Source organism: Streptomyces sp. NPDC002809, from assembly GCF_040295435.1.
Taxonomy (GTDB): domain Bacteria; phylum Actinomycetota; class Actinomycetes; order Streptomycetales; family Streptomycetaceae; genus Streptomyces.
Genome location: NZ_JBEOVJ010000038.1, coordinates 38,725 through 64,059, shown reverse-complemented (window position 1 = coordinate 64,059; position 25,335 = coordinate 38,725). Strand labels below are relative to the sequence as shown.

Below are 25,335 nucleotides of genomic sequence, written 5' to 3'. Positions count from 1 at the left end.
GCGGGTAGGCTCGTGGACAAGATGACAGAGGACCTCTCACCAGCTGAGCGATACCAGGCTTCCCGGATCCGAGCCGCCGAGCAGGCGACGGCACTCGGGCCGTTCCGCGAGATGTACGAGTTCGATCTGGACCCCTATCAGATCGAGGCCTGCACCGCGCTGGAGGCCGGCAAGGGCGTGCTCGTCGCGGCCCCGACCGGTTCGGGCAAGACGATCGTCGGCGAGTTCGCCGTGCACCTCGCCCTGGCCCAGGGCCGCAAGTGCTTCTACACCACGCCGATCAAGGCCCTGTCCAACCAGAAGTTCGCCGACCTGGTCAAGCGCTACGGCGCGGACAAGGTCGGCCTGCTGACCGGTGACAACAGCGTCAACGCCGACGCACCGGTGGTCGTCATGACCACCGAGGTGCTGAGGAACATGCTGTATGCGGGCTCCCAGGCGCTGAACGGCCTCGGATACGTGGTGATGGACGAGGTGCACTACCTCTCCGACCGGTTCCGGGGCGCCGTGTGGGAGGAAGTGATCATCCACCTCCCCGAATCCGTCACCCTGGTGTCGCTGTCGGCGACCGTGTCCAACGCCGAGGAGTTCGGCGACTGGCTGGACACCGTCCGGGGCGACACCCAGGTGATCGTCTCCGAGCACCGGCCGGTGCCGCTCTGGCAGCACGTGCTGGCCGGCCGCAGGATGTACGACCTCTTCGAGGAGGAGAGCGACCACGGCGGCCGCGGGTCCGGACGCCGTGAGGTCAACCCGGACCTGGTCCGGCTGGCCCGCATGGAGAACCAGCGCGGATACAACCCGCGCGAGCGACGCCGCGGGAAGATGGTGCGTGAGGCCGACCGTGAGCGCGAGCGGCGCCAGCGCAGCCGGATCTGGACACCGTCGCGGGCCGAGGTCATCGACCGGCTGGACGCCGAGGGACTGCTGCCCGCCATCACGTTCATCTTCAGCAGGGCCGGCTGCGAGGCCGCCGTGCAGCAGTGCCTGCACGCGGGCCTTCGGCTCAACGACGAGGACAAGCGCCGGCTGGTCCGGGAGATCGTCGAGCGGCGCACGGCGTCCATCCCCACCGAGGACCTGCACGTGCTCGGCTACTACGAGTGGCTCGAAGGCCTGGAGCGTGGCATCGCCGCGCACCACGCCGGGATGCTGCCGACCTTCAAGGAGGTCGTCGAGGAGCTCTTCGTGCGCGGGCTCGTGAAGGCGGTCTTCGCGACGGAGACCCTCGCGCTCGGCATCAACATGCCCGCACGCTCGGTGGTCCTGGAGAAGCTCGTCAAGTGGAACGGCGAGCAGCACGCCGACATCACACCCGGCGAGTACACCCAGCTGACCGGCCGGGCCGGCCGACGCGGCATCGACGTCGAGGGCCACGCGGTGGTGCTCTGGCAGCGCGGCATGGACCCCGGCGCGCTGGCCGGACTCGCGGGCACGCGTACGTATCCGCTGCGCTCCAGCTTCCGCCCCTCGTACAACATGGCCGTCAACCTGGTTCAGCAGTTCGGGCGGCACCGCTCTCGCGAGCTGCTGGAGACCTCCTTCGCCCAGTTCCAGGCCGACCGCTCCGTGGTCGGGATCTCCCGGCAGGTCCAGAAGAACGAGGAGGGCCTGGAGGGCTACAAGGAGGGCATGACCTGCCACCTCGGTGACTTCGAGGAGTACGCGCGACTGCGCCGCGACCTCAAGGACCGGGAGACCGAGCTCGCCAAGCAGGGTGCCTCGCAGCGGCGGGCCGCGGCGGCGGCGTCCCTGGAGAAGCTCAAGCCCGGCGACGTCATCCACGTGCCCACCGGCAAGTTCGCCGGTCTGGCGCTCGTCCTCGACCCGGGGCTGCCGGCCGGGCGGACCAACGGGCACGGGCACCGCGGGCTCGAATACCACGACGGGCCGCGGCCGTTGGTGCTGACGGCGGAGCGCCAGGTGAAGCGGCTGGCCTCGATCGACTTCCCGGTGCCGGTCGAGGCGCTGGAGCGGATGCGCGTCCCGAAGTCGTTCAACCCGCGCTCGCCGCAGTCGCGCCGCGACCTGGCGTCCGCGCTGCGGACCAAGGCCGGGCACCTCGTGCCGGACCGGCATCGCCGCGAGCGCGCCGCCGCAGCCGACGACCGCGAGATCGCACGCTACCGGGCCGAGTTGCGCGCCCACCCCTGCCACGGGTGCGACGAGCGCGAGGACCATGCGCGGTGGGCCGAGCGGTACCACCGGCTGCAGCGGGACACCCACCAGCTGGAGCGCCGCATCGAGGGGCGGACGAACACGATCGCCCGCACCTTCGACCGGATCGTGGCCCTGCTCACCGAGCTCGACTACCTGCGGGGCAGCGAGGTCACCGAGCACGGGCGGCGGCTGGCCCGGCTGTACGGCGAGCTGGACCTGCTGGCGAGCGAGTGCCTGCGGGCAGGCGTGTGGGAGGGGCTCAACCCTGCCGAACTCGCCGCGTGCGTCTCGGCGTTGGTGTACGAGGCGCGGCAGTCGGATGACGCGGTGGCGCCGAAGCTGCCGTCCGGGCCGGCGAAGACCGCGATGGGCGAGATGGTCCGGATCTGGGGGCGTCTGGACGCCCTGGAGGAGGACTTCAAGATCAACCAGGCGGAGGGGGTCGGACAGCGCGAGCCCGACCTCGGATTCGCCTGGGCGGTGTACATGTGGGCGTCCGGGCGGACGCTGGACGAGGTGCTGCGCGAGGCGGAGATGCCGGCGGGGGACTTCGTCCGGTGGTGCAAGCAGGTGATCGACGTGCTGGGGCAGGTCGCTGCCGCGGCGCCGCGTGAGGGCAGTTCGGTGGGACGGAACGCGCGTAAGGCGGTTGATGAGGTGTTGCGGGGAGTGGTGGCTTACAGCTCCGTGGGGTGAGTTGTGGGGTGGTGCGTTGTCGAGTACGCGGGGGTGCGGGGGTGCCGGTGGGTGCGCCTGCGGCGGGCCTGCTCCCCTCCCCGCCCTTTCCCGTAACCGGGGGCTCTGCCCCCGGACCCCTGCTCCTCAAACGCCGGAGGGGCTGGGACCGCCCCGGCGCGGTGCAGACGCAGCTGCTGATCGGCCGCATCGGCGCCGAAGGTACGCGGGAGCGGCCGGGGACGAGCTGGGGGCGCGCGCCGGTGGGTGTGGGGGAACGCGGGAGGGGCGGGGGACGCCGGAGGGTGTGGCGGAACTTCGGAGGGCTCAGGCACGTCGGAGGGGCGTGGGGGACTTCGGAGGGCTCGGGATGCCGGATAGGTGTGGGGGAACGACGGAGAGCCCGGGGTCGCCGGAGGGTCTGGGGAAATTGAGCGCTCGGGGAAGCCGGAGGGACCGGTCAGGCGGAGTGGGTTGATCTGTATGCGCGCCAGCCACCGTGTCCCGTGATGTCCTCCGCCCCTTCCAACGCGTACGGCTCGCAGAGGAAGCCCGCAGCCGTCGTGCCGTCCGACAGGTCCACCCGGCCAAGCACCATGGGGTGCGGGAGGGCTGCCGTGAGGGTGCCCAGGCCCTCGGCGGGAAGTTCCCAGAGCTCCGTTTCGATGGCCGCGCCCCCCTCGTCCGTGCGGACCAGGCCCGGCTTGGGCGGCGTCGTCGCCAGGGCGTGCAGGCGGTAGACGGGGGCCGTCGTCGTCGTACGGATCAGGCGGGCGCCCAGCGCGAGGAGCTGCGGGTTGAGCGGCTCGCCGGTCAGGTGGGCGCCCGCCACCGCGATGCGGACCGGCGGGGTCAGCAGGGCGGCGATCCGGGTCAGGCGTTCGTCCGTGTGGGCCGGGCCGATCAGCATGACGCCGAACGGCAGGCCGGCCACCTCGCCCGCCGGGACGGCCACCGCGCACAGGTCGAACAGGTTGGTGGAGTTGGTGAACCGGCCGAGTCGGGCGTTCGCGCCCAGCGGGTCGGCCGCCACCTCGGCGAACGTGGGGTGGCCGGGTGCGGTGGGGAGCAACAGGGCGTCCGCGTCGCCCACGGCGGACTCGGCCGCGGCGCGGAGCCGCTCCAGACGGTCCCGGTCCGCGAACAGGCGGTGTGCCGGGATGTCCCGGGCCGCGGTGATGATGCCCGCCACCGTGGGGTCGAGGTCCGCTGGGCCGGTGTCGACGAACGTGCCCACCGCGGTGTAGCGCTCCGCGACGAACGCACCCTCGTAGAGCATCGCCGCGGCCTCGGTGAAGGGTGTCAGGTCGACCGGCCGCAGGACGGCGCCCGCCGCGCGCAGGCGGTCCGCGGCGGCCGCGTAGGCGTCCGCCCAGCCGGGGTCCAGTTCGCCCAGCTGTTCCGTGGGCGGCACCGCGATCCGCCACGGCCCCGGGACACGGGTGGGGACGGGGCGGGCGACGGGCGTGGTCATCAGGGCGAGCGCCGCTTCCGCCTCGGGGAGCGTACGGGCGAAGACGGTGACACAGTCCAGGCTCGCGCAGGCGGGGACCACACCGTCGGCCGGGACGAGGCCGCGCGTCGGCTTCAGGCCCACGATGCCGTTGAACGCCGCCGGGACGCGACCCGAGCCCGCCGTGTCCGTGCCGAGCGCCAGGTCCGCGATGCCGAGCGCGACAGCGACCGCCGAACCCGAGCTGGAACCGCCGCTGATGCGATCGGGGGCAGTCGCGCTGCGGACCGCGCCGTAGGGGGAGCGGGTGCCGACCAGACCCGTGGCGAACTGGTCCAGGTTCGTCGTACCGATCACCAGCGCCCCGGCGGCACGGAGTCGCGCCACGACGGGGGCGTCCTCGGCCGGTTCGTACGCGTAGGAGGGGCAGCCCGCCGTGGTGGGCAGGCCGGCCACGTCGATGTTGCCCTTGACGGCCAGCAGGCGGCCGGCGAGCGGAAGGAACTCACCCGCTGCCAGGCGGGTCTCGACGGCCCGGGCCTCCTCCTCCAGCTCGGACCGCGGACGCAGGCCGATCCAGATCTCCGGGCGGTCCACCGCCTCGATACGGGCGTACGCGGCGCGGACCCGGGTGAGCGTGGGGTCGGACATCGGTGGGGCTCCTCAGTTCGTACGGGTGGGCGGGGCGAGGGTCACCAGGACCGTGCCCGCTTCGACCTGGGCGCCCGGCCGGGTGAGGATCCGTTCCACCACACCGTCCGCCGGGGCATGGACCCGGGACTCCATCTTCATCGCCTCCAGCGCCAGCAGCGGCTGACCGGCCGTCACCGTGTCGCCCTCGGCCACATGGAGCTGCCAGACCGATGCGGCGAACTCCGCCTCCACCAGCCGGCCGCCCGGCGGCACCGTCACCTCGGCGGCGGGCGGCGCCGGTGCGTCGGCGGCGTCGGCCCGTGCGAACTCGCCCGCGGCCTCCCACGCATCCCGCTCGGCGGCGAAGGCCGTGCCCTGGCGGGTACGGAACGCGGCGATCGACTCCTCGTTCCGGGCCAGGAACTCCTCGTACCGGGCCAGTGAGAACTCGCCCTCCTCGATCCGCGGGACGAAGCGGCCGGAGATGATGTCCGCGCGCAGCTCCAGGAGCTCGTCCGCCTCCACCGGATACCACTTGATGCGGTCGAAGAACCGCAGCAGCCACGGCGAGCCCGGATCGAAGGCACCGCGCTGCTGCCAGCCGGACCAGACCTGGGTGGTGCGGCCGACGAACTGGTAACCGCCCGGCCCCTCCATGCCGTAGACGCAGAGGTAGGCGCCGCCGATGCCGACCGAGTTCTCCGCGGTCCAGGTCCGGGCCGGGTTGTACTTGGTGGTGACGAGGCGGTGGCGCGGGTCCAGCGGGGTGGCCACCGGTGCGCCGAGGTACACGTCGCCCAGGCCCATCACCAGATACTCGGCGTCGAACACCGTGCGGTGGACGTCGTCGACCGTGTCCAGGCCGTTGACCCGGCGGATGAACTCGATGTTCCACGGACACCACGGCGCGTCGTCCCGTACCCCTGCCATGTAGCGGGCGATGGCCTCGCGGGTCGCCGGATCGTCCCAGGACAGCGGGAGATGCACGGTGCGCGAGGGGACGGTCAGGGCGTCGGTGGGCGGGAGCGCGGCCTCGGTGCGGTGGAGGAGGTCCAGCAGCTCGGTCTGGGCGAGGACGGTGGGATCCGTCTGGATCTGGAGCGAGCGGATGCCCGGGGTCAGGCCGGTGATGCCGGGGACGGCCGCGGCCGTCAGCGCCTCCATGAGGGCGTGGACGCGCATGCGCAGGGCCAGGTCCAGCTGCATCGGGCCGTACTCGACCAGGACGTTGTCGTCGCCGCTGCGACGGTAGGCGAGGACGTCGTCGCGGTACAGGATGCCGCCGTCGGTGATCTCCGGGCGGGGCTCGCCGGTCACCGTCACCGGCATGAAGCGGACGGTGTCGCCGGGCCGCAACTGGCCGAGCTTCCAGCGTTCGGCCGTCACCACCGTCGCCGGACAGACGAAACCGCCGAGCGAGGGGCCGTCCGGGCCCAGGAGCACGGGCATGTCGCCGGTGTAGTCGACGGCGCCCACGGAGTACGGCGTGTCGTGGATGTTGGACGGGTGCAGCCCCGCCTCGCCGCCGTCCGCCCGAGCCCAGCGAGGCTTCGGGCCGATGAGGCGGACGCCGGTGCGGGCCGAGTTGAAGTGGACCTTCCAGTCGGCCGCGTAGAAGTCGTGGATGTCCTCCTCGGTGAAGAACTCCGGCGCCGCGTGCGGGCCCTCGGCCGCGGCTATGTGCCAGCTGCTCGTGAGGAGGGGCCGCTCGCCCGCCGGTACCGAGAGGGCCGCCGGTGCGGGCCCGGCTCCGTGCAGGACGTCGCCGGTGCGCAGGGCCCGGCCGCCGTGCCCGCCGAAACCGCCGAGTGTGAACGTGGCGGCGCTGCCCAGGAACTCCGGCACGTCCAGACCGCCGCCGGCGAAGAGGACGTACGTACGCAGCCCGTGCTCCGCCGGTGCGCCGATCGCGAGCGAGGCACCTGCCGGGACGGTCAGCGGCTCCCACTGCGGGACCGGTGCGCCGTCCAGGGCCACCGGCGCCGGTGCGCCGGTGACGCACACGGTCGTGGGATGCGTGAAGCGGAGGGTGGGTCCCTGGAGGGTGCACTCCAGGCCGGGGGCGCCCGGGGTGTTGCCGAGAGCCGTGTTGCCCAGCCGGAACGACAGGTCGTCCATGGGGCCCGACGGAGGTACGCCGACCTGCCAGTAGCCGGTGCGGCCGGGCCAGTCCTGAACGGTGGTGAGGGTACCGCCCGAGACCACCTCGATGCGGGGCGTCGGGTCGTCGATCGTGGCGAGCGTGGCCGTGGAGTGCGTCGCGGTGCGGACCCGTTCGTCGGCCAGGGCGGCCCGTACCAGCCCGAGATTGGTCTCGATGCCGTCGACGCGGGTCGCCGCGAGCGCCGCGTCCAGCCGGGCCAGGGCCTCGGCGCGGTCGGTGCCGTGCGCGATGACCTTGGCCAGCATCGGGTCGTACGCCGTCGTCACCTCCGTGCCCGTCTCGATCCAGCCGTCCACCCGCAGGCCCTCGCCCCGGGGGAAGTCGACCCGGGTCAGCAGACCGGCACCCGGGCGGTGGTCGCGGCTCGGATCCTCGGCATAGACCCGTGCCTCCACGGCGTGGCCGTGCGGGGCGGCCGGTTGCCGTACGACCGCGGTGTCGCCCTGGGCCAGGCGCAGCATCCACTCGACCAGGTCGACACCGTGGATCTCCTCGGTGACCGGGTGCTCGACCTGGAGACGGGTGTTGACCTCCAGGAAGTACGCCTCGGCCCGCTCGGCGTCGTACACGAACTCGACCGTTCCGGCCGAGCGGTAGCCGACCGAGGCACACAGCTCCCGTGCGGAGTCGGTGAGTTGTGAGCGGATGCGGTCGGGGAGGCCGGGAGCCGGTGCCTCCTCCAGGACCTTCTGGTTGCGGCGCTGGAGGGAGCAGTCGCGGTCGCCGAACGTCACCACCCGGCCGTGCCCGTCCCCGAACACCTGAACCTCGACGTGGCGGGCGTCCTCCACCAGGCGTTCCAGGAAGACCCCCGCCGAGGAGAACGACGCGGCGGCGACGCGCTGCACCCGTTCCCAGGCGTCGGCGAGCTCCGGGGCCGACCGGCAGGCCGACATGCCGATGCCGCCTCCGCCGCCCGTGGCCTTCAGCATCACGGGATAGCCGATGCGCTCCGCGGCGGCCAGCGCCGACGGCAGGTCCGGGAGGAGTCCGGTCCCGGGGGCGAGCGGGACGCCCGCAGCCTCGGCCGCGGCGCGTGCGGTGTGCTTGGCGCCGAAGAGCTCCAGCTGGGCGGCGGTCGGGCCGACGAAGACGATCCCGGCGTCCTCGCAGCGCCGGGCGAACTCCGCGTCCTCGGAGAGGAATCCGTACCCGGGGTGGATGGCCCCGGCCCCGGTGTCCTTCGCGGCCCGCAGTACCGGATCGGCGTCCAGGTAGGACTCCTTGGCGGGCGCCGGTCCCAGCCGTACCGCCTCGTCGGCGAGCCGGACGTGCGGGGCGGAGCGGTCGGGGTCGGAGAAGACGGCGACCGTACGCAGCCCGAGGCGGCGGGCCGTACGGATGATGCGGACGGCGATCTCGCCGCGGTTGGCGATCAGCAGGGTGTCGAAGGTCATCGGAGGGCCGAGGGGCATCGGAGGATCGAAGGTCATCGGCTCGTCCCGGTGAGGGTGGCTTCCACGGCCGTCGGCTCGAAACCGTTGCAGGGGTTGTTGATCTGGGGGCAGTTGGAGATCAGCACGAGCACGTCGGTCTCGGCCCGCAGGGTGAGGCTCAGCCCGGGTGCGGAGATCCCGTCGACGATGCCGAGCGTGCCGTCCTGCTCCACCGGCACGTTCATGTACCAGTTGATGTTGGACACCAGATCGCGTTTGCCGAGCCCGTGCCGGGCGCCCTCGGCCAGGAAGTTGTCCACGCAGGCGTGCTGCGACCAGGTGTGATGGCCGTAGCGCAGGGTGTTGGACTCCTTGGAGCAGGCGCCGCCGACCGTGTCGTGGCGGCCGCAGGTGTCCGTGGTGACCGTCATCAGCGGGGTGTGTTCGTTCGACATCAGCACGCTGCCGGTGGTGAGGAAGATGCCGCCGCCGGCCTGGATCGTGTCCGGGGCGCTGTATCGGAGCGCCGTGTCGTGGGCGTCGTACACCAGGAAGTCCACCGCCTGGTTGCCGTGCAGATCGGTGAGCGTGAGGTACTCACCTGTGCGGACGGTCGCGGACCAGGCCGCGCGGGCGGGGATGACGGTGGTGGAGAGGACCGTGGCGGTCGTGGTCATGCGAGCCCCCGGGCGGTGAGGAAGTCGAGTGTGTTGAGGAAGGCGCGGCGGCCCTCCGGTGCGGCGTCCCAGAGGGCGTCGCCCGGGGCGGTCGGCCGGGCCCGCCAGGCCAGTACCTCCAGCGGGGTGCTGGTGTAGTCGGGGCGCGGGTCCAGCGGGTGCGGGACGTTCGCGATCAGCACGGTCACGTCCTGCTCGGCGCGCAGGGTCACCGCGCCGCCCGCCCCGGCCGAGCCGGTGAACTCCGCGGTGCCGTCCTCCCCGATCCGTACGCCCTGGAAGAAGGAGAGCGACGGTGGCAGGTCGCGCGGCTCCAGACCGTTCTTCAGGGCGGCGAGCTTCAGCAGTTCACGGCCGGCGGGGGAGGCGGACTGCGGGGTGCCGTCGCCGTACCGCTCCGTGTTCCGCCGCAGGGTGGAGGTGCCGCACAGGGCGTCGTGACGGCCCGAGGAGTCGGCGGTCACCGAGGCGAGCACCCGCCCCTGGCCGGAGAGGAGCAGCCGGCCGGCGCCCAGGTAGGCGTTCCACTGGACCTTCACCGTGTCGGCGGTGTTGAGCCGTTCCCACGGCCTGCCGTCCGCGTACAGCACCAGATGCGCGCAGGCGTCGCCGGTGAGGTCGGTGAGCCGCAGCTCGGTGCCGCGGGCCAGGACCCGGTGCGTGTAGTTGCCGCCGGCGACCGTCTCGGCCCAGACGGGGGTGGCGGGGGCGGCGTCCGGCCAGTCGCTCGCGGGCACCACCGGCATGGTCCCGGTACGGGTGCCGTCCTGGGCGCGGGCGTGGTTCCGGGCCCCGTGTGTCGTCGCTGTCGCCATGGCTCAACCTCCGGCTCGACGTGTTGCCGATACTTGTTTCTGTCGCGCGACAGAAATTAGGACGCCGGGGAGTCGTGGCCATTGCCCGTGCGTTGCGCGGGAGTTACCGAGTACTCACCAAGATCGTGGCAGGCGGGGATGTGCGACGATCGGCCCATGCCCAGCACCTCAGGAACCGGTGGCCGGCGGGTCGGCCGGCCGCGCGCCACCCAGCGCCCGGACAGCGGACTGTCCGCGCGGGACGAACTTCTGGCCGCGGCGGCGGAGTTGTTCACCACCCGCGGATACGCGGCGACCACCACCCGGGCCGTCGCCGAGCGGGCGGGCATGCGGCAGGCGACGATGTACCACTACGTGGCGGGCAAGGAGGATCTCCTGGCGGCGCTCCTGGAGTCGACCGTCACCCCGTCGCTCGCGCTCGCCGGGAAGCTGCTCGCGGACGGGTCGCGGCCGGCCGAGGACCGCCTGTGGGAGCTGTGCCGGGCGGATGTCGCGCTGCTGTGCGGGGGCCCGTACAACCTCGGCGCGCTGTACGTCCTGCCGGAGGTGCGGGCCGAGCGGTTCGCGGACTTCCACCGGGTGCGGGCGGAGCTGCGGTCCGCGTACGGGGAGCTGCTGGCCGCCACCGAGGCGGGCACGGCGCTCGGCGCGGACGAGGCCGGGCTCCGCGCAGACCTGGTCTTCGGGCTGATCGAGGGCGTCATCCTGGTGCATCTCTCCGGGCCCGGGCGGGCGACGGAGGCGTTCGCGGCCGCCACCGCGGACGCGGCGCTGCGGATCGTGGGGGGCGGCGCCGGAACGGTGCGGGCGGTCCCCTCCGGGGAGTGATCGCGGTGACGCGTGGCCGGCCGGGTCCGCGTCCTGCGGGCCCGGCCGGTGAAGGTGGTCCTTTCTGCTGTGCGGGCAAGGGCCCTAAGCGCGTTTGCCGCTGCCGCTCCTCATCGACGCGCCCGCGCAGACCAGCCCCAGCAGGACGGTCAGACCGCCGACGATGACGTTGTTGAGCACGACGCCCATGTCCGGGCTGCTGCCCACCACCCAGGGCGAGATGATCATCCAGGCGCCCATGGCGCAGATGGCCCAGCTCAGGCCGTACATCCGTTGCGGCATCGCGGTGAATCCCAGCCCCAGCACGGCGATCGCGATACCCATGATCAGGTTGTGCGTCACGAGCGGGGCCTGCGAGGTCGTGAAGTGCAGTACCCAGGGCGATACGGCGCAGTACAGGCCGACCAGGAACACCGGCCCGTCGACGAGCGCCACGTCGCGGCCGCCCATCATCCGGTCGTAGCGGTCGCGCATTTCGGAGACGTCGGGGTGCCCGGTCATGTCGTGACCGGTGTGCGAGACGTTTGACATGGTTCGTCTCCTTTGGTCCTGCGGGCCTGGCCGCCGCTGTGTGCGGCAAGCGGCCCGCCCTGCCATTGTGCTCTTATATATCCCTTATGTGTAGGTTCAAGGCGACTGAATCTTCGCAGGATCCGCATCCGTGCACCGGCTGTCGAGCCGTCGGGCCAGTGAGATCAGCTCCGGTGTACGCAGCACCCGGGCGCCGTACCCCGGCAGCGGGACGTGCAGCGGATCCGTCCAGCGCGACGGGATCGACCCGAGCCCGTACACCGCACCCGCCAGAGCCCCGGTCACAGCCGCCACGGTGTCGGTGTCGCCGCCCGCGTCGATCGCCGAGGCCAGCGAGGCCTCGTACGAACGCGTCGTGCGCAGCGCCCAGAGTGCCGTGCCCAGGCAGGGCCACACCGCGCCGTTGAACTCCGTCGCCCGGTCCGGATGCCAGTCCGGTGCCAGGACGTCAGCCCAGCGCTCCCGGTGGTCCGCGTGCACGTCGGCCAGCGCCTCCGGGACGGCGGCGAGCGGGTCGGCCCCTTTCAGCGCGACCCGGATCAGTTCGTGCAGAACGGCGGTGCCCTCCCACGCCGCGCGGTCGCCGTGCGTCAGGGCGGCGATCCGGCGGGCCGCGTCCATGGTCGTGGCCCGTGCGTCCGCGTCCGGCCGCTGCGGCCCGGCAAAGTACACGGCGGAAGTGGCGGCGCGCATCAGTGAACCGTTGCCCGCCGCCCGGCCGTTGATCTGGAAGTGCAGCGCCGCGGCGGTGTCCCACGGATCGCCACCGGTCAGGACGTCCTCGGTCTGGAGGCCGATGTCCTTCGGATCGCCGGCCGCCCACCGCCGGAACCGGTCGAACAGGTCGGGGAGGTCGAGACCCCCGCGCTCCAGCAGCGACTCCGCGACGAGCACGGCCATCTGCGTGTCGTCCGTCGCCTCGCCGGGGTCCCAGCCGCCACCGCCGCACATCGTGCCGGTCCCGTCCGGGAAGCGCGCGGTGTAGACGCCGGCCGGTCCGAACTCGAACGGCGCGCCCAGCGCGTCGCCGGCCGCCGATCCGACCACCGCGCCGGCTGCCCGGTCCTGCCTGCTCAGGGAGTCCATCCGGTCAGCGTACGGAGGCCGGCCGCTTCGCGTACGCGCGATATGCGGTCCCGAGCAGCACCGTGGCCGCCAGGAAGAGGACCGTGAACCACTGGAAGTACCAGTGCCCGCCCGCCGGGTCGTACACCGCCGCCCGCGGCCAGGCCAGGTTGACGGTCATGACCGCTCCGTACGCGAAGGCCAGTGCGTTGACCGGAAGTCCCCAACGGCCGAGCGAGAAGAGGGGCGCGCCCGTCTCGTCGTGGAGCGGTCCGGTGACGGGGGACAGGGGGAGGCGACGCAGGCGGCGCAGCAGCATCGGACCCGTGACCATCGCGTACGCGAGGTAGAGCATCGCGATGCAGGTGGTGCCGATCGCCAGGAACGCCTCCGGGGAGGCGAGGTTGAGCAGCCCCAGCGCCGCCGCCGCAGCGCCGACGAGCAGAGCTGGTGCGGCGGGCATCCCGGTGCGCGGGAAGACCTTGGCGAGGCGGGCGGAGAAGGGCAGTACGCCGTCGCGCGCCATCGAGAACAGCATGCGGGAACCCGCCGTCTGGATGGCGAGCGTGGCCACCGCGACGGCGACCGCCACATCGGCGAGCAGCACACGGCCGACACCGTCCCCGAGGCTGCTGGTCAGCACGTACGAGAGGCCTTCCGTGGCCAGCCGCCCGTCGGTCAGGTCAGGTGCCGCCAGGATGCCGGCGAGCACCAGCAGTCCGCCGAGCACCCCGGCCGAGGCCAGGGCGAGCAAAATCGTGCGTGGTGCGGTGCGACGGGGGGAGCGGGTCTCCTCGCTCATCTCGCCCGCGCTGTCGAAGCCGATCAGGACATAGGCCGCGGTGAACGAGCCGACCAGCATGGCTCCGAGCGCGCCGCCCTGTCCGCCGGTGTGCAGCGTGACGCCCGGGGTGCGTTCGGTGTGGGTGAGAAGGAGGACCAGGATGAGAACGGCCCCGATGATCTCGGCCGTCACCCCGATCCGGTTGACCGCCGACATGACCTTGTTGTCGAGGAGGTTCACCGTGGTGGTGAGGGCCAGGAGCACCACGGCGAGCAGCGCGGCGTTGGCGGCGCCCGTCGCCGTGGTGGGTGCCGGGTCCCCGCCCACCAGCTGGAATCCGGACCAGATCGCCGGCAGCACCACCTGGAGCGCGAGCGCGGCGGCTGCGACCACGACGATCTGTCCGATCACCATGATCCAGCCCGCGAACCAGCCGAAGGCGGGGGTGCTCAGCCGGGTCGACCACTGGTAGACGGCCCCGGACAGCGGGTAGCGGGCGGCGAGTTCGGCGAAGCACGCGGCGACCAGCAGTTGGCCCACGAGCACGGCCGGCCAGGTCCAGAAGAAGGCGGCCCCGCCGAAGGAGAAGCCGAACGCGAAGAACTGGAAGACGGTCGTGAGGACGGAGATGAAGGAGAACCCGGCCGCGAACGAGGCGTACCGCCCCATGGACCGGTGCAGCTCCTGGCGATAGCCGAAACCGGCCAGGGAGGCGTGGTCGCCCTGGCCGGTTCCGGTGGGATCCGGTCGTACGTCCGTTGGTGCGGTGGCGGTCATGTCAGCCCCTGTCGCCGATTTCCTGTCGGGCGACAGAAATTAGGGACGCGCTGTTTCGGGGGCGTGACGCAGCCGTGTCCGCGCGGGGCCGAAGTGCTCACGTTCTCCGGCACGTTGCCGGACGGACGGTCGCGGGGCCCCGTGCGGTACCGCTACTTGGCGGGCATCAGGACCGTGTCGACGATGTAGACCGTCGCGTTGGCGGTCTGGACATTGCCGCAGACGACCTTCGAGGAGTCGTTCACCGTGTACGCCATGTCCGAACCGGACGTCGTCAGCTCGCTCTTCTCCAGCGTGTCGAACGAACCATTCTCCAGCTGCTTCGGGGTCAGCTTCTGGCCCACCACGTGGTAGGTGAGGACCTTGGTGAGCGCGGCCTTGTCGGCGAGCAGCTTGTCCAGGTCGGCCTTCGGGACCTTGGCGAAGGCGTCGTTGGTCGGGGCGAACACCGTGATGTTCTGGGCGCTGTTCAGCGTGTCGACCAGGCCGGCCTTCTTGACGGCGGTGACGAGTGTGGAGAGCGCCGGGTTGTTCGAGGCTGCCGTGGCGACCGGGTCCTTCGCCATGCCGTCGAAGGAGCCCGCGCCGTCCTTCGGCACCGTCGAACAGGCCGGGCCGAAGGGCTCGTTCATGGGGGTCGTGCCGGCGGGCGCCGAGGCCGCGTCCGAGGCCTTCGCCGAAGTCGCGGAGGAACCGGACGCGCTGTCCTTGGAGTCGCTGGAGCAGGCCGTCAGGGCCAGCGGCAGGACGACCGCGGCGGAGAGTGCGACGGCGGCGCGACGGGCGTGGGTGGCCTTCATGATGTTCTCCTGGTGGGATGAGTGACCATATGGTCACGCTAAGTAGTCGAAATGGGATGTGCGATGTGGGGCCGGTGCGTACGGAACGGACGCGAGTCCGCTCAGGACACGTCGACCACCACCGAGTGCCAGCCGGTCGCACCGTTGGGTACGGTGCCGACGCGCCGGTCGGTCTGGGTGGCGCCGGTGCGGTCCGTGGCACGGACCTCGAGGGTGTGGTTGCCGGAGGTGGCCGGCCATTCCCACACCCACTGGCGCCAGGTGTCCCGGCCGTCCTCGGCCGCCAGCCGGGCGGTGTTCCACGGGCCGCCGTCCACCCGGACCTCGACCCGCGCGATGCCGCGGTGCTGGGCCCAGGCGACCCCGGCGACCGGGATCGTGCCGGCCTTCGGGGAGGCGAAGGGGCGGGGGGTGTCGATACGTGACTCGGTCTTGACGGGTGCCTGCTGGGACCAGGAGCGCTTGACCCAGTAAGCGTCGTAGTCGTCGAACGTGGTGAGCTCGATGTCCTTGATCCACTTGCAGGCCGACACGTATCCGTAGAGGCCGGGAACGACCATGCGGACCGGGAAGCCGTGCTCGAAGGGCAGCGGCTCGCCGTTCATGCCGAGGGCGAGCAGGGCGTCGCGGCCGTCCATGACGTCCTCGACCGGCGTGCCGATCGTCATGCCGTCCACCGAACGCGCCACGATCTGGTCGGCGGGTCCACCTCGGGAGGGGGGCTTCACCCCGGCCTCCCGCAGCAGGTCCGCCAGCCGCACACCGAGCCACCGGGCGTTGCCGACATATGGCCCGCCGACCTCGTTGGAGACGCAGGTCAGGGTGATGTCGCGCTCGATGATCTCCCGGCGCAGCAGGTCCTGGAAGCTGAGTGTCAGAGGCGTCCTCACGCCTCTGCCGTGGATCCTCAGCCGCCATTGGCCCGCGTCGATACGCGGCACGACCAGAGCCGTGTCCACCCGGTAGAAGCTCTTGTTCGGGGTGACGAACGAGCTCAGTCCCCGGATCCTCAGATCGGCGCCCGCCGGTACGGCCGGCGCCGCCGAGTCGGGTACGGGCAGCACCAGGTCGCGTCGTGAGGCGGCGGCCCCGGCCTGCACGGCGGAGGTGAGCCGCCGCCCGAGCAGGCCGGCACCGGCCGAGGCCGCCGCCGCGGCGCTCGCCGCGATGACGAAGCCCCGCCGGTCGAAGGTGCCGTGGTCCGGCTCCCCGTCCCTCCCGCCAGCCGCGGGGGAGGGGCCGGAGGCCGGAGTCAGCCGGCCGACCAGGAAATACAGCACTCCTGCGGCCAGCACGGCACCCACCACCGAGGGCAGGGCGTCGGACACGCGGCCCTCCGGCCGCCCGATCGCCGCCACTGCCCCGACCACCCCGAAGACCAGAACGGCCGCCGAGCCGATCAGCCGGTGACGCAGCGCCAGCACCCCGACCGCCATGGCGAAGACCGCCAACAGGGCCAGAATGCCGAGCTGCAGAACCAGCTTGTCGTCGGTGCCGAAGTTCCGTACGGCGAAGTCCTTGAGCGCCGGGGGAGTGCGGTCGATCACCGCGCCGCCCACCGCCGCGACCGGACCCGCCTCGGGACGGACGACCGCCGCCACGAGCTCGGCGACCGCCAGGGCACAGAACCCGGCGATCACACCGCCGAGCGCGGCGAAGGCCGCACGTGCCCAGCGGGACCGCCGGGACCCGTGGGCCACGTGCTTCGAATCGTTCCGATCTTCGCTCACAACCGGCATTCGTCGCCGGACGCCCGGCGGATTGGTCTGTCACCCGAACGAATGAGAGTCGGTCCCGGCCAATCCGCGGCGCGACCGGTAACGAACCACAGCCGAGAGGCATCGCCGCTCCCGCGTGACAGCGCGAGGTGAGCGGGCACCGGAACGCGGAGGGACACGGCATGACAGGCAGGCGGCAACGCACCGCGGTGGTGGGAAGCGGAGTGGCGGGACTGACCGCCGCCCACATCCTGCGCACGGCCCACGACGTGACGCTGTTCGAGGCGGACGACCGGGTGGGCGGCCATGCCCACACCCACGACCTCCCCGCGTCGGACGGCCGCGTCCACCGCGTGGACTCCGGCTTCATCGTGCACAACCGGCGCACCTATCCGCATCTGCTGCGGCTCTTCGCGGAACTCGCCGTCCCGACGCAGGAGTCGGAGATGAGCATGTCCGTACGGTGCGAGGGATGCGGCCTGGAGTACGCGGGCGCCCGCGGCCCGGCCGGTCTGCTCGCCCGGCCCGCCCGGCTCCGGGACCCCGCCTATCTGCGGATGCTGGCCGCCGTACCCCGCTTCCACCGGGCCGCCCGCCGCCTCCTGGACGACGGCGGACCGGACGCGGACACCATGACGCTCGGCGACTTCGCCGCCCGTGGCCGCTTCTCCCCGTACTTCACCGCCCACTTCCTGACCCCCGTGGTCTCCGCGGTCTGGTCCTGCGACCCGGTGACCGCGATGCTGTACCCTGCCCGCTACCTCTTCCGCTTCCTCGACCACCACGGCATGCTCGCGGTCGGCGGCTCCCCTGTGTGGCGGACCGTCACCGGCGGCTCGGGCGCCTACGTCGAACGGGTCACCAAACAGCTCGCCGCCGTCCGCACCTCGACCCCGGTCCGTGCCGTGCGCCGCCACGCGGACGGCGTCGGCCTCGTCACCGCCGACGACACCACGGAGGAGTTCGACTCCGTCGTCATCGCCACCCACCCCGACCAGGCGCTGCGCATCCTCGCCGACCCGACGGACGAGGAACGCCGCACCCTGGGCGCATTCCGCTACTCCCGCAACCCCACCCTGCTGCACACCGACACCCGGCTGCTGCCGAGCGCCCGCGGCGCCCGCGCCTCCTGGAACTACCTGATGCCGGACTGCTCCGCCGATGCCCGGCACGTCACCGTCAGCTACGACATGAACCGGCTCCAGCGGCTCGACGCCCCCGAGACCTTCGTCGTCACACTGAACGGCGCCGACCGCGTCGCCCCCGGCCTCGTCCGCGCCCGCATGATCTACGAACACCCCGTCTTCACCCCGGAGTCGGTGGCCGCGCAGGCCCGGCTGCCCGCGCTGTCCGGCCCGGTCACCGCCTACGCGGGGGCGTACCACGGCTGGGGCTTCCACGAGGACGGCTGCCGTTCGGGGGCCGAAGCCGCCGCGGCGCTGGGGGTGGACTGGTGAACGCCCTCTACCCCTGCACCATCACCCACGTCCGGTCCGCGCCCGCCAAGTACGCGTTCCGGCACCGCACCTACCTGTGGCTGATCGACCCGGACGGACCGCCGCCGCTGCCGGCACCCCTGCGACCGCTGGCCGGTTTCGACCCGCGCGACCACTTCGGCGGCACGGCCCCGACCATCCGGGCCGGACTGAGCCGTTTCCTGGCCGCGAACGGCGTCGACCTCGCCGACGGAAGCGTCCGGATGCTCACCCAGGCCCGGGTGTTCGGCCACGTCTTCAACCCGCTGACCGTCTACTGGTGCCGCCGCGCGGACGGCAGCCCGCTCTGCACGGTCGCCGAGGTGCACAACACGTACGGCGAACGCCACTGCTACCTGCTGCGCCCGGACGCCGACGGCCGGGCGTCCACCGGCAAGGAGTTCTACGTGTCGCCGTTCTTCGACGTGGCCGGCTCCTACCGGATGCGGCTCCCCGAACCGGGGCCGCGGCTCGACATGACGGTGCATCTGGAACGGGCCGGCATGCGGCCCTTCACCGCCACCGTCCGCGGAGTGCGCCGCCCCGTCACCCCGCACGTGCTGCTCCGGCTGGCGCTGATCCACCCCTGGTCCACCGCCGCCGTATCGGCCGCCATCCGGCTGCACGGTATTCGCCTCCTGCTGCGCGGACTGCCCGTACAGCCCCGTCCCCACCACCACCCCCAGGAAGGAATGCAGTGAGCGTGTCCACGTCCCACTCCCCGTCCCCCTCCTCCTCGCCCCCGGTGCACGCCACCGTGGACATCGACCCCGGGCGCTGGCCCGACGTCGTACGGCCACCGCGCGGCTCCCGGCTGCGGACCGCCGTCGCCGAACGGCTCGTCCGCCACGCACTGGACCGCCTCCCGCTCCGGGTCCGGCTGGCCGGACGCGAGGACCTCGGCCTCGGCGGCCCGCTGATGGACGTCCGGGACCCGGCCACGTTCTTCCGCAGAATCGGGGTCGACGGACTGATCGGCTTCGGGGAGTCGTACATGGCGGGGGAGTGGGACTCGCCCGACCCGGTGGGCGTGCTGACCGTCCTCGCCGACCAGGTCGCCACCCTGATCCCGCAGCCGCTCCAGCGACTGCGGGGAGTCTGGGCCCGCCGCCGCCCCACCGGACAGCTCGGCACCCGGCAGGGTGCCCGCGACAACATCAGCCACCACTACGACCTGTCCAACGAACTCTTCGCGCTCTTCCTCGACGAGACCCTCAGCTACTCCGCCGCCGTCTTCCGCGGCTTCCCCGCCGAACACGCCCTGCTGCCCGCCGCCCAGCACCGCAAGATCGACCGGCTGCTCGACCTCGCCGCAGTCGGCCCCGGCACCGAACTCCTGGAGATCGGCACCGGCTGGGGCGAACTGGCGATCCGGGCCGCCGCCCGCGGCGCCCGCGTCGTCACCGTCACGCTGTCGCGGGAGCAGCAGGAGCTGGCCCGCCGCCGGATCAGGGAAGCCGGATTCGAGGACAGCGTCGACGTCCGGCTCAGCGACTACCGGGACGTCGACGGGGAGTACGACGCGGTCATCAGCGTCGAGATGATCGAGGCGGTCGGCGCGGAGTTCTGGCCGGTCTACTTCCGCACCCTGGAACAGCGGCTCGCCCCCGGCGGCCGGATCGCCCTCCAGGCCATCACCATGCCCGACGACCGGATGCGCGCCGGCGGGAACACCTACACCTGGATCCAGAAGTACATCTTCCCCGGCGGACTCCTCCCGTCCGTCGAGGCCGTCGAACAGGTCACCGCCGAGCACACCGGCCTGCGCGTCGACCGTTGCGACGACTTCGGCACGCACTACGCCGAGACCCTGCGGTTGTGGCGGGAACGCTTCACCGAACGGGCCGCCGACGTCGACGCGCTCGGCTTCGACGCCACCTTCCGCCGGATGTGGACCTTCTACCTGGCCTACTCCGAAGCGGGATTCCGCTCCGGTTACCTCCATGTGCAGCAGATGCTGCTGACCCGTCAGGAAACAGCGCGATGACACTCACCGCCAAGCAGGTCCCCGCCCCCGGCGCGGCGCAACGCCTCGAACCCCTCGTCGAGCAGCTGCTCGGCGGCGAACTCCCGGTCAGGGTACGGATGTGGGACGGCAGCGAGACCGGCGCCCCCGACGGGCCCCTGGTCCACGTCCGCTCCCGCCGGGCGTTGCGCCGACTCCTGTGGGCCCCCGGCGAACTCGGCCTCGCCGAGGCCTACATCACCGGGGACATCGACATCGAGGGCGACCTCACCACCGGGCTGCGGGCGATGCGCCACGCGGTGCGCGAGCGCGGGCTGCGCCCGCCACGCCCCGGCGTCGGCGGCCGGCTGCGGGCCTTCGGCACCGCCCTGCGCATGGGTGCCGTCGGCCCGCGGCCACCGGTACCCGCCGCCCGCGCGGGGCTCCACGGCGTGCTGCACAGCAAGGCCCGAGACCGGGCCGCCGTCAGCCACCACTACGACCTCTCCAACGCCTTCTACGCGCTGCTCCTCGACGAGACGATGGCCTACTCCTGCGGCTACTGGACCAGTGACGCCCCCGGCTACGGCCCCGCGGACGCGCAGCGCGACAAGCTCGAACTGATCTGCCGCAAGCTGGGACTGCGCCCGGGGGCGCGACTGCTGGACATCGGCTGCGGCTGGGGATCGCTGACGCTGTACGCCGCGCAGCGGCACGGCGTCCGGGTCACCGCGGTCACCCTCGCCCGGGAACAGGCGGCATACGTCCGCCACCAGGTGGCCGAACGCAACCTGGAGGACCTCGTCGAGGTCCGCTGCTGCGACTACCGCGACATCGCGAAGGCCCCGGACCACGAGGGCGGGTACGACGCGGTGTCCACCGTGGAGATGGGCGAGCACGTCGGGGACGCGCAGTACCCGGCCTTCGCCGGGACGCTGCACAGCATGGTGCGGCCGCGCGGCCGGGTGCTCGTCCAGCAGATGTCCCGGGGGCGCGACGCCCCGGGCGGCGGCGCGTTCATCGAGTCGTACATCGCGCCCGACATGCACATGCGCCCGCTCGGCGAGACGGTCGCGCTGCTGGAGGGCGCCGGACTCGAAGTGCGTGACGTCGAGGGGCTGCGCGAGCACTACGTACGGACCGTCGACGCGTGGCGCCGCACCCTGGAAGAGCACCATCAGGAGTTCACGGACCTCGTCGGTGAGGAGACCGTGCGGGTGTGGCGGCTCTACCTGGCGGGCGGGGCCCTCGCCTTCGGGGAACGGCGGATGGGCGTGGACCAGATCCTCTCCGTACGACCGGAGGCGACCGGGGCGGCCGGGATGCCGGGCACCCGGAGCGGCTGGTACACGGCCCCGGCCGAGGTGCCGGGCGCACGCGTCGGGGCGACGGCCGGACTCACGGAATGAGCGGCTTCGCATGGGAGGCTTTCGCACAGGGCCTGTTGCCCTGTGCGGGCGCCGCCCTCGCCGTCATGCTCGCCACGTTCGCCGTCAGCCTGCGCATGGGTGTGCACCGGGTCGTGGACGTCGCCTGGGGGCTGGGGTTCACCGCCGTCGCCCTGGTCTCGTACGGCATGTCGGCGGCGGACGGTGACAGTGCCCGCCGCCTCCTGGTCACCGCGCTCACGGCCCTGTGGGGGCTGCGCCTGGCCTGGCACATCGCCCGCCGGGGCCGCGGCCACGGCGAGGACCCGCGGTACGCGAAGATGCTCGCCGGGGCGCCGGGCGACCCGCGGCTGTACGCCCTGCGGAAGGTGTATCTGCTCCAGGGGGCACTGGTCTGGCTGGTCTCGCTCCCGGTGCAGGCGGCCGGCTATCTGACGGGCCCGGTCGGGGGATGGGCCTGGGCCGGTGCGGGAGTGTGGGCGGTGGGGCTGGCCTTCGAAGCGGTGGGGGACCGTCAGCTGGCCCGGTTCAAGGCCGATCCGGCGAACCGCGGGAAGATCATGGACCGCGGACTGTGGGCCTGGACCCGGCATCCGAACTACTTCGGCGACTTCTGCGTGTGGTGGGGCCTGTTCCTGATCGTGTGCCAGGCGCCCGGGGCGGCCGCCGCCACGCTGGTGGCACCCGTCCTGATGAGCTTCCTGCTCATCGGCGGCAGCGGAAAGGCGCTCCTGGAGCGGCGTATGGCCGAGCGCCCCGGCTTCGCCGCGTACACGGCCCGGACCAGCGGATTCTTCCCGCGCCCGCCGCGCAGCGGCTGAGCCGCCCGCCGGGAGTGGGCCGGTGCGACCCCGTACTCCGGCCGCCTCCCAACGGCCGGAGTACGGGGTGGGCACCGCGAAATGGCCACGGCCCACCGGGGGCGACCCGGCCCGGGGCGAGCACGTGCGACCACCGCGTCAGGGGCCCGGACGAGCGGCTGCGCCGGTCACCACGACGGGTGCCCGGCGCAGCCGCCGCTCACGCGGCCGGGCGCTCGTTCATGCGGACGGCAGGTCTATCAGCGCCAGCGGGGCCGAGGTCGGCTGCGCCGACCCGCCCGCCGGCTCGACGGTCACGCCCATGCCGGTCGCGGGGTCCACCGGCCCGTCGAGCAGGGTCGCGTACGTCGTCGACGAGCCGCCCGACGCCCGCATCAGGCCTGCGGAGCGCATCGTGCCGTCGTCGTCGAACCACAGCTGGTAGACCTTTCCGGCGGGGGCCTCTGCGAGTCCCGAGGCCAGGAACACGGCACGGTTCCGGCTCTCGGACACCACGACCGTGCCCTTCCCGCCACCCTCCAGGGTCCCGGACCGCGTCCGTGCGTCGGGCGCCGCGAGGACCTGAGCGAGCTGATCGCTGCGCTGCTGGGTGGCCCGGGAGTCCTGGCGGGCTTCCTGGGCCTCCTGGTTCTGCCACACCGCGATGCCGCCGAAGCCCGCGGCGGCGGCCAGGCTCGCGGCGAGCGCGAACTTCGGCCACCGGGAAGGGCGGCCCGCGGTGGAGCGGCCCATGCGGCCGGTGCGGGCGCGGCGGCCACCGGGCGGCGGCTCCTGGCGAACGGTCGCGATCTCGTGCAGCACCCGCTCGCGCAGTTCGCGCGGCGGTGTGACGGAGACGGCGAGCCCGAGCCGGGTCGCGGTCTCCGAGAGCTCGCGCACCTCGACGGAACAGGCCTCGCAGTCGCCCAGGTGGCGTTCGAACTCCCGGCGTTCGGATTCCGGCAGCGCGTGCAGGGCGTAGGCCCCGGTCAGTGTGTGCAGTCCGGCGTCGCTCATGCGCTCACCCCGAGGCAGTCGCGCAGCCGGATCAGTCCGTCGCGCAGTCGGGTCTTGATCGTCCCGAGCGGTGTCGAGAGCAGCTCCGCCACCTCGCGATACGTCAGCCCGCGGTAGTACGCCAGGGTGACGGACTCGCGCTGCAGCTCGGAGAGGGTCCGCATGCAGCGGCGTACCTGCTCCCGCTCCAGCCGGCTCTCGACCTGTTCGGTGACGTCGTCGAAGGCGGGGGTGCGGTCGAGCAGTGCTGCCTTGTGCTCACGCGCCGTCGTCGCCTCCACCGAGCGCACCCGGTCCACCGCCCGGTGGTGGGCCAGCGTCAGCACCCAGTTCATGGCGCTCCCGCGGGCCGCCTGGAAGCGCGGCGCCGTGCGCCAGACCTCGACCAGCACCTCCTGCGCGACCTCCTCCGACTGGGCGGGGTCACGCAGAACGCTGCGCACCAGCCCGAGCACCGGTCCGCAGACCGCCTCGTACACCTGCGAGAAGGCATCCTGATCGCCCCGGGCGACCATCCCCAGAAGCTCCTGGAGATCGGGCCCCGCCGAGGCCACTCCGCTGATGTGCACGGCTACTTTCACGCGGGCTTCCTCCCAGGATGCTCATCGGTCTCCGGAGATGATTCGGAGCCGGTGGCAGCGCGGATTGGTCAGGGGCCGAAATCCTTCCACGCCCTTCGCGCCACGCCATGTACCGGGATCGGCCGGGTGGAGGTCACGCCCCCGTGCAGCGGCAGGGCGACCGCCCGGAGCGCACGCTGTACGGCGTCACCGAGTCCGGGCGCGCCGAGATGCCGGACCGGCTGGGCGCTGGTCGCCGGCCGTTCGGAGCTCACCGGCGGTCCGCCACCGCACTGTCCGCCCGGTCCGGGAGTCCGCTCCCGGGCCGGGTTCCGCGCTGCCGGACCGTGCGCAGCACCAGGAAGACCAGCAGCCCGAACGGCGAGAGCAGAACCGTCAGGACCAGCAGCGGGCCCATCACGTACGGCGGGATGCCCAGCCGGCGGCTCTCCAGGAACATCCACTGGCCCAGCAGCAGGTCCCAGGCGACGACCTGGGCCCACACCGCTCCCGCCCCGTTCGACAGCGCGGTCAGTTCGCGGAACGTGTCGATGTCCGGGCTGCTCACCGCCGTCCACAGCTCGGGAAGGACCGGCAGGGCCATCGCCAGGTGGACGGCGAGCACCGGCAGGACCGTCAGGGGCGAGGAGGCGACCCGGGCCGTGACCGGCCGGCCCGGCAGGAAGATCATGAGCAGCCAGAACGGTGCCGCCAGCACGAACGAGATCTCGAAGAGCACACCGGTCATGACACGAACTCCTTCTCTGCGGTGGGGGAGGCGTGCGCCCCGGAGCGCGGCCGCAGCGCGCCGTACGTACCGGCGGCGGTGGCGGCCAGGACGAGCGCCGCGGCGCCGAGGGTCGCGCCGTCCGGGTGGACCAGCGACTGGCCGCGCAGCGCCTGCCAGGCGACCAGGGCGGTGACCGCCGCGTAGGCGCCGGAGGCGACCGTCACGAGGCGCAGCCGGACCCGGGGGTCGCGCAGCGGGGCGAAGCGGGGCGCCAGCGCGACAAGGGCCAGCAGGAACAGCGGGAGCACCTGGAGTGCGTGCATCCCCACGAAATGCGGGATGCGCAGATCACCGCCGGTCGTCGACCAGCCGGTGAGCGGCATCGAGGGCCCGCCGTCCGGTACGCCCACGGAGTGCGCGCCGACGACATCTGCCGTGTCGAGGTTCCCGGCCGCTCGCTGCTCCTTGGAGGGCTGTGTCATGAGGAACCCGAAGCCGGCGCCCACCAGGGCCAGGAGCACGCCCGAGCGGATCGCCAGGGCGGAGGCGCGGTCCGCGATGCGGGCGCGCAGCAGCAGGACCGCGATGACCAGGGTGCCGGTCCACAGGATGACCACGGTGGCGCCCATGGCGGCGAACAGCGAGGAGTCGAACGATGTGGCGTGGTTGAAGTGGCTGCGCTTCCCGCGGACGACCTGTCCGGTGATGATCGCCATCTCGACGAGGCTGGAGAGCGCGACCACGGTCCCGGCCCACCAGCCGGCGCGCCGGCCCCGGGTGAGGAGCGTCAGCATCCAGGCGAGCGCGAGGGCGTACACCACGAACGAGACCGCGAACTTGAAGGGTTTGAACCAGATCGCCGAGCCTGCCAGGACCCGGTCGTCGACCAGCAGGCCGACACCCGAGACGACCGTCATCACGGCCATGGCGGCGGCGAAGAGGACTAACGGGCGGTGCCAGGAAC

At 72.6% G+C, this 25,335-nt stretch carries 20 protein-coding genes; 7 read left to right on the top strand and 13 right to left on the bottom strand.

Going from position 1 to position 25,335, the window contains the following annotated elements:
* Nucleotides 1-21: 21 nt before the first annotated feature.
* Nucleotides 22-2,856: a DEAD/DEAH box helicase gene (locus ABT025_RS22560; RefSeq protein ID WP_350997263.1), complete on the top strand. Its 2,835-nt coding sequence runs from the start codon at nt 22-24 to the stop codon at nt 2,854-2,856.
* A gap of 439 nt (nt 2,857-3,295) precedes the next feature.
* Here the strand turns inward: ABT025_RS22560 and atzF are convergent, their stop codons facing one another.
* Genes atzF through ABT025_RS22540 form a run of 4 tightly spaced genes read right to left on the bottom strand, consistent with a single transcriptional unit; the run spans nt 3,296 to nt 9,953 of the window.
* Complete coding sequence (gene atzF / locus ABT025_RS22555) at nt 3,296-4,939, bottom strand: allophanate hydrolase (protein ID WP_350997212.1); 1,644 nt, start codon at nt 4,937-4,939, stop codon at nt 3,296-3,298.
* A 12-nt stretch (nt 4,940-4,951) separates the two neighbouring features.
* Nucleotides 4,952-8,482: a 5-oxoprolinase/urea amidolyase family protein gene (locus ABT025_RS22550; protein ID WP_350997260.1), complete on the bottom strand. Its 3,531-nt coding sequence runs from the start codon at nt 8,480-8,482 to the stop codon at nt 4,952-4,954.
* A 32-nt stretch (nt 8,483-8,514) separates the two neighbouring features.
* Complete coding sequence (locus ABT025_RS22545; RefSeq protein WP_350997209.1) at nt 8,515-9,138, bottom strand: urea amidolyase associated protein UAAP2; 624 nt, start codon at nt 9,136-9,138, stop codon at nt 8,515-8,517.
* On the bottom strand, nt 9,135-9,953 hold the full coding sequence (locus ABT025_RS22540) for an urea amidolyase associated protein UAAP1 (protein WP_350997206.1): 819 nt from the start codon (nt 9,951-9,953) through the stop codon (nt 9,135-9,137). Before ABT025_RS22540 ends, ABT025_RS22545 begins: the two co-directional genes overlap by 4 nt.
* A gap of 156 nt (nt 9,954-10,109) precedes the next feature.
* Between ABT025_RS22540 and ABT025_RS22535 the strand changes: the two genes are divergently transcribed.
* On the top strand, nt 10,110-10,781 hold the full coding sequence (locus ABT025_RS22535) for a TetR/AcrR family transcriptional regulator (RefSeq protein ID WP_350997203.1): 672 nt from the start codon (nt 10,110-10,112) through the stop codon (nt 10,779-10,781).
* 84 nt (nt 10,782-10,865) lie between these two features.
* Here the strand turns inward: ABT025_RS22535 and ABT025_RS22530 are convergent, their stop codons facing one another.
* The 5 genes from ABT025_RS22530 to ABT025_RS22510 all read right to left on the bottom strand — a co-directional run bounded on the left by ABT025_RS22530 (nt 10,866) and on the right by ABT025_RS22510 (nt 16,477).
* Entirely contained in the window at nt 10,866-11,312 is a 447-nt protein-coding gene (locus ABT025_RS22530) for an SPW repeat protein (RefSeq protein ID WP_350997200.1), read from the bottom strand.
* Nucleotides 11,313-11,408: 96 nt separating this feature from the next.
* Nucleotides 11,409-12,398, bottom strand: coding sequence for an ADP-ribosylglycohydrolase family protein (locus ABT025_RS22525; RefSeq protein WP_350997197.1), 990 nt, complete (start codon nt 12,396-12,398; stop codon nt 11,409-11,411).
* 4 nt (nt 12,399-12,402) lie between these two features.
* Nucleotides 12,403-13,938, bottom strand: coding sequence for an amino acid permease (locus ABT025_RS22520; protein ID WP_350997194.1), 1,536 nt, complete (start codon nt 13,936-13,938; stop codon nt 12,403-12,405).
* A 152-nt stretch (nt 13,939-14,090) separates the two neighbouring features.
* A complete protein-coding gene (locus ABT025_RS22515; RefSeq protein WP_350997192.1) occupies nt 14,091-14,738 on the bottom strand; it encodes a fasciclin domain-containing protein in 648 nt (215 codons plus the stop codon).
* A 101-nt stretch (nt 14,739-14,839) separates the two neighbouring features.
* The gene (locus ABT025_RS22510) at nt 14,840-16,477 is read right to left on the bottom strand and encodes a molybdopterin-dependent oxidoreductase (protein ID WP_350997190.1); all 1,638 of its coding nucleotides are present in this window, start codon (nt 16,475-16,477) and stop codon (nt 14,840-14,842) included.
* 161 nt (nt 16,478-16,638) lie between these two features.
* Here ABT025_RS22510 and ABT025_RS22505 point away from each other — a divergent pair, with 161 nt between their 5' ends.
* The 5 genes from ABT025_RS22505 to ABT025_RS22485 are packed head-to-tail and all read left to right on the top strand — an operon-like array spanning nt 16,639 to nt 22,085.
* Nucleotides 16,639-17,913: an NAD(P)/FAD-dependent oxidoreductase gene (locus tag ABT025_RS22505; RefSeq protein WP_350997187.1), complete on the top strand. Its 1,275-nt coding sequence runs from the start codon at nt 16,639-16,641 to the stop codon at nt 17,911-17,913.
* On the top strand, nt 17,907-18,632 hold the full coding sequence (locus ABT025_RS22500) for a DUF1365 domain-containing protein (protein WP_350997257.1): 726 nt from the start codon (nt 17,907-17,909) through the stop codon (nt 18,630-18,632). Before ABT025_RS22505 ends, ABT025_RS22500 begins: the two co-directional genes overlap by 7 nt.
* A gap of 44 nt (nt 18,633-18,676) precedes the next feature.
* A complete protein-coding gene (locus tag ABT025_RS22495) occupies nt 18,677-19,918 on the top strand; it encodes a class I SAM-dependent methyltransferase (RefSeq protein ID WP_502971999.1) in 1,242 nt (413 codons plus the stop codon).
* Entirely contained in the window at nt 19,915-21,285 is a 1,371-nt protein-coding gene (locus ABT025_RS22490; RefSeq protein ID WP_350997181.1) for a class I SAM-dependent methyltransferase, read from the top strand. The genes ABT025_RS22495 and ABT025_RS22490 overlap by 4 nt, the downstream gene beginning before the upstream one ends.
* Nucleotides 21,282-22,085, top strand: coding sequence for a DUF1295 domain-containing protein (locus tag ABT025_RS22485; protein ID WP_350997178.1), 804 nt, complete (start codon nt 21,282-21,284; stop codon nt 22,083-22,085). The genes ABT025_RS22490 and ABT025_RS22485 overlap by 4 nt, the downstream gene beginning before the upstream one ends.
* 219 nt (nt 22,086-22,304) lie before the next feature.
* Here ABT025_RS22485 and ABT025_RS22480 read toward each other — a convergent pair whose 3' ends face one another.
* From ABT025_RS22480 to ABT025_RS22465, 4 genes are all read right to left on the bottom strand, one after another.
* Entirely contained in the window at nt 22,305-23,081 is a 777-nt protein-coding gene (locus ABT025_RS22480) for an anti-sigma factor (RefSeq protein ID WP_350997175.1), read from the bottom strand.
* Entirely contained in the window at nt 23,078-23,662 is a 585-nt protein-coding gene (locus tag ABT025_RS22475) for a sigma-70 family RNA polymerase sigma factor (protein WP_350997172.1), read from the bottom strand. Before ABT025_RS22475 ends, ABT025_RS22480 begins: the two co-directional genes overlap by 4 nt.
* A 250-nt stretch (nt 23,663-23,912) precedes the next feature.
* The gene (locus ABT025_RS22470) at nt 23,913-24,389 is read right to left on the bottom strand and encodes an ABA4-like family protein (protein ID WP_350997169.1); all 477 of its coding nucleotides are present in this window, start codon (nt 24,387-24,389) and stop codon (nt 23,913-23,915) included.
* Nucleotides 24,386-25,297 (bottom strand): hypothetical protein, encoded by a 912-nt coding sequence (locus ABT025_RS22465; protein WP_350997166.1) that lies wholly within the window; start codon nt 25,295-25,297, stop codon nt 24,386-24,388. The genes ABT025_RS22470 and ABT025_RS22465 overlap by 4 nt, the downstream gene beginning before the upstream one ends.
* Between the last annotated feature and the right edge of the window lie 38 nt (nt 25,298-25,335).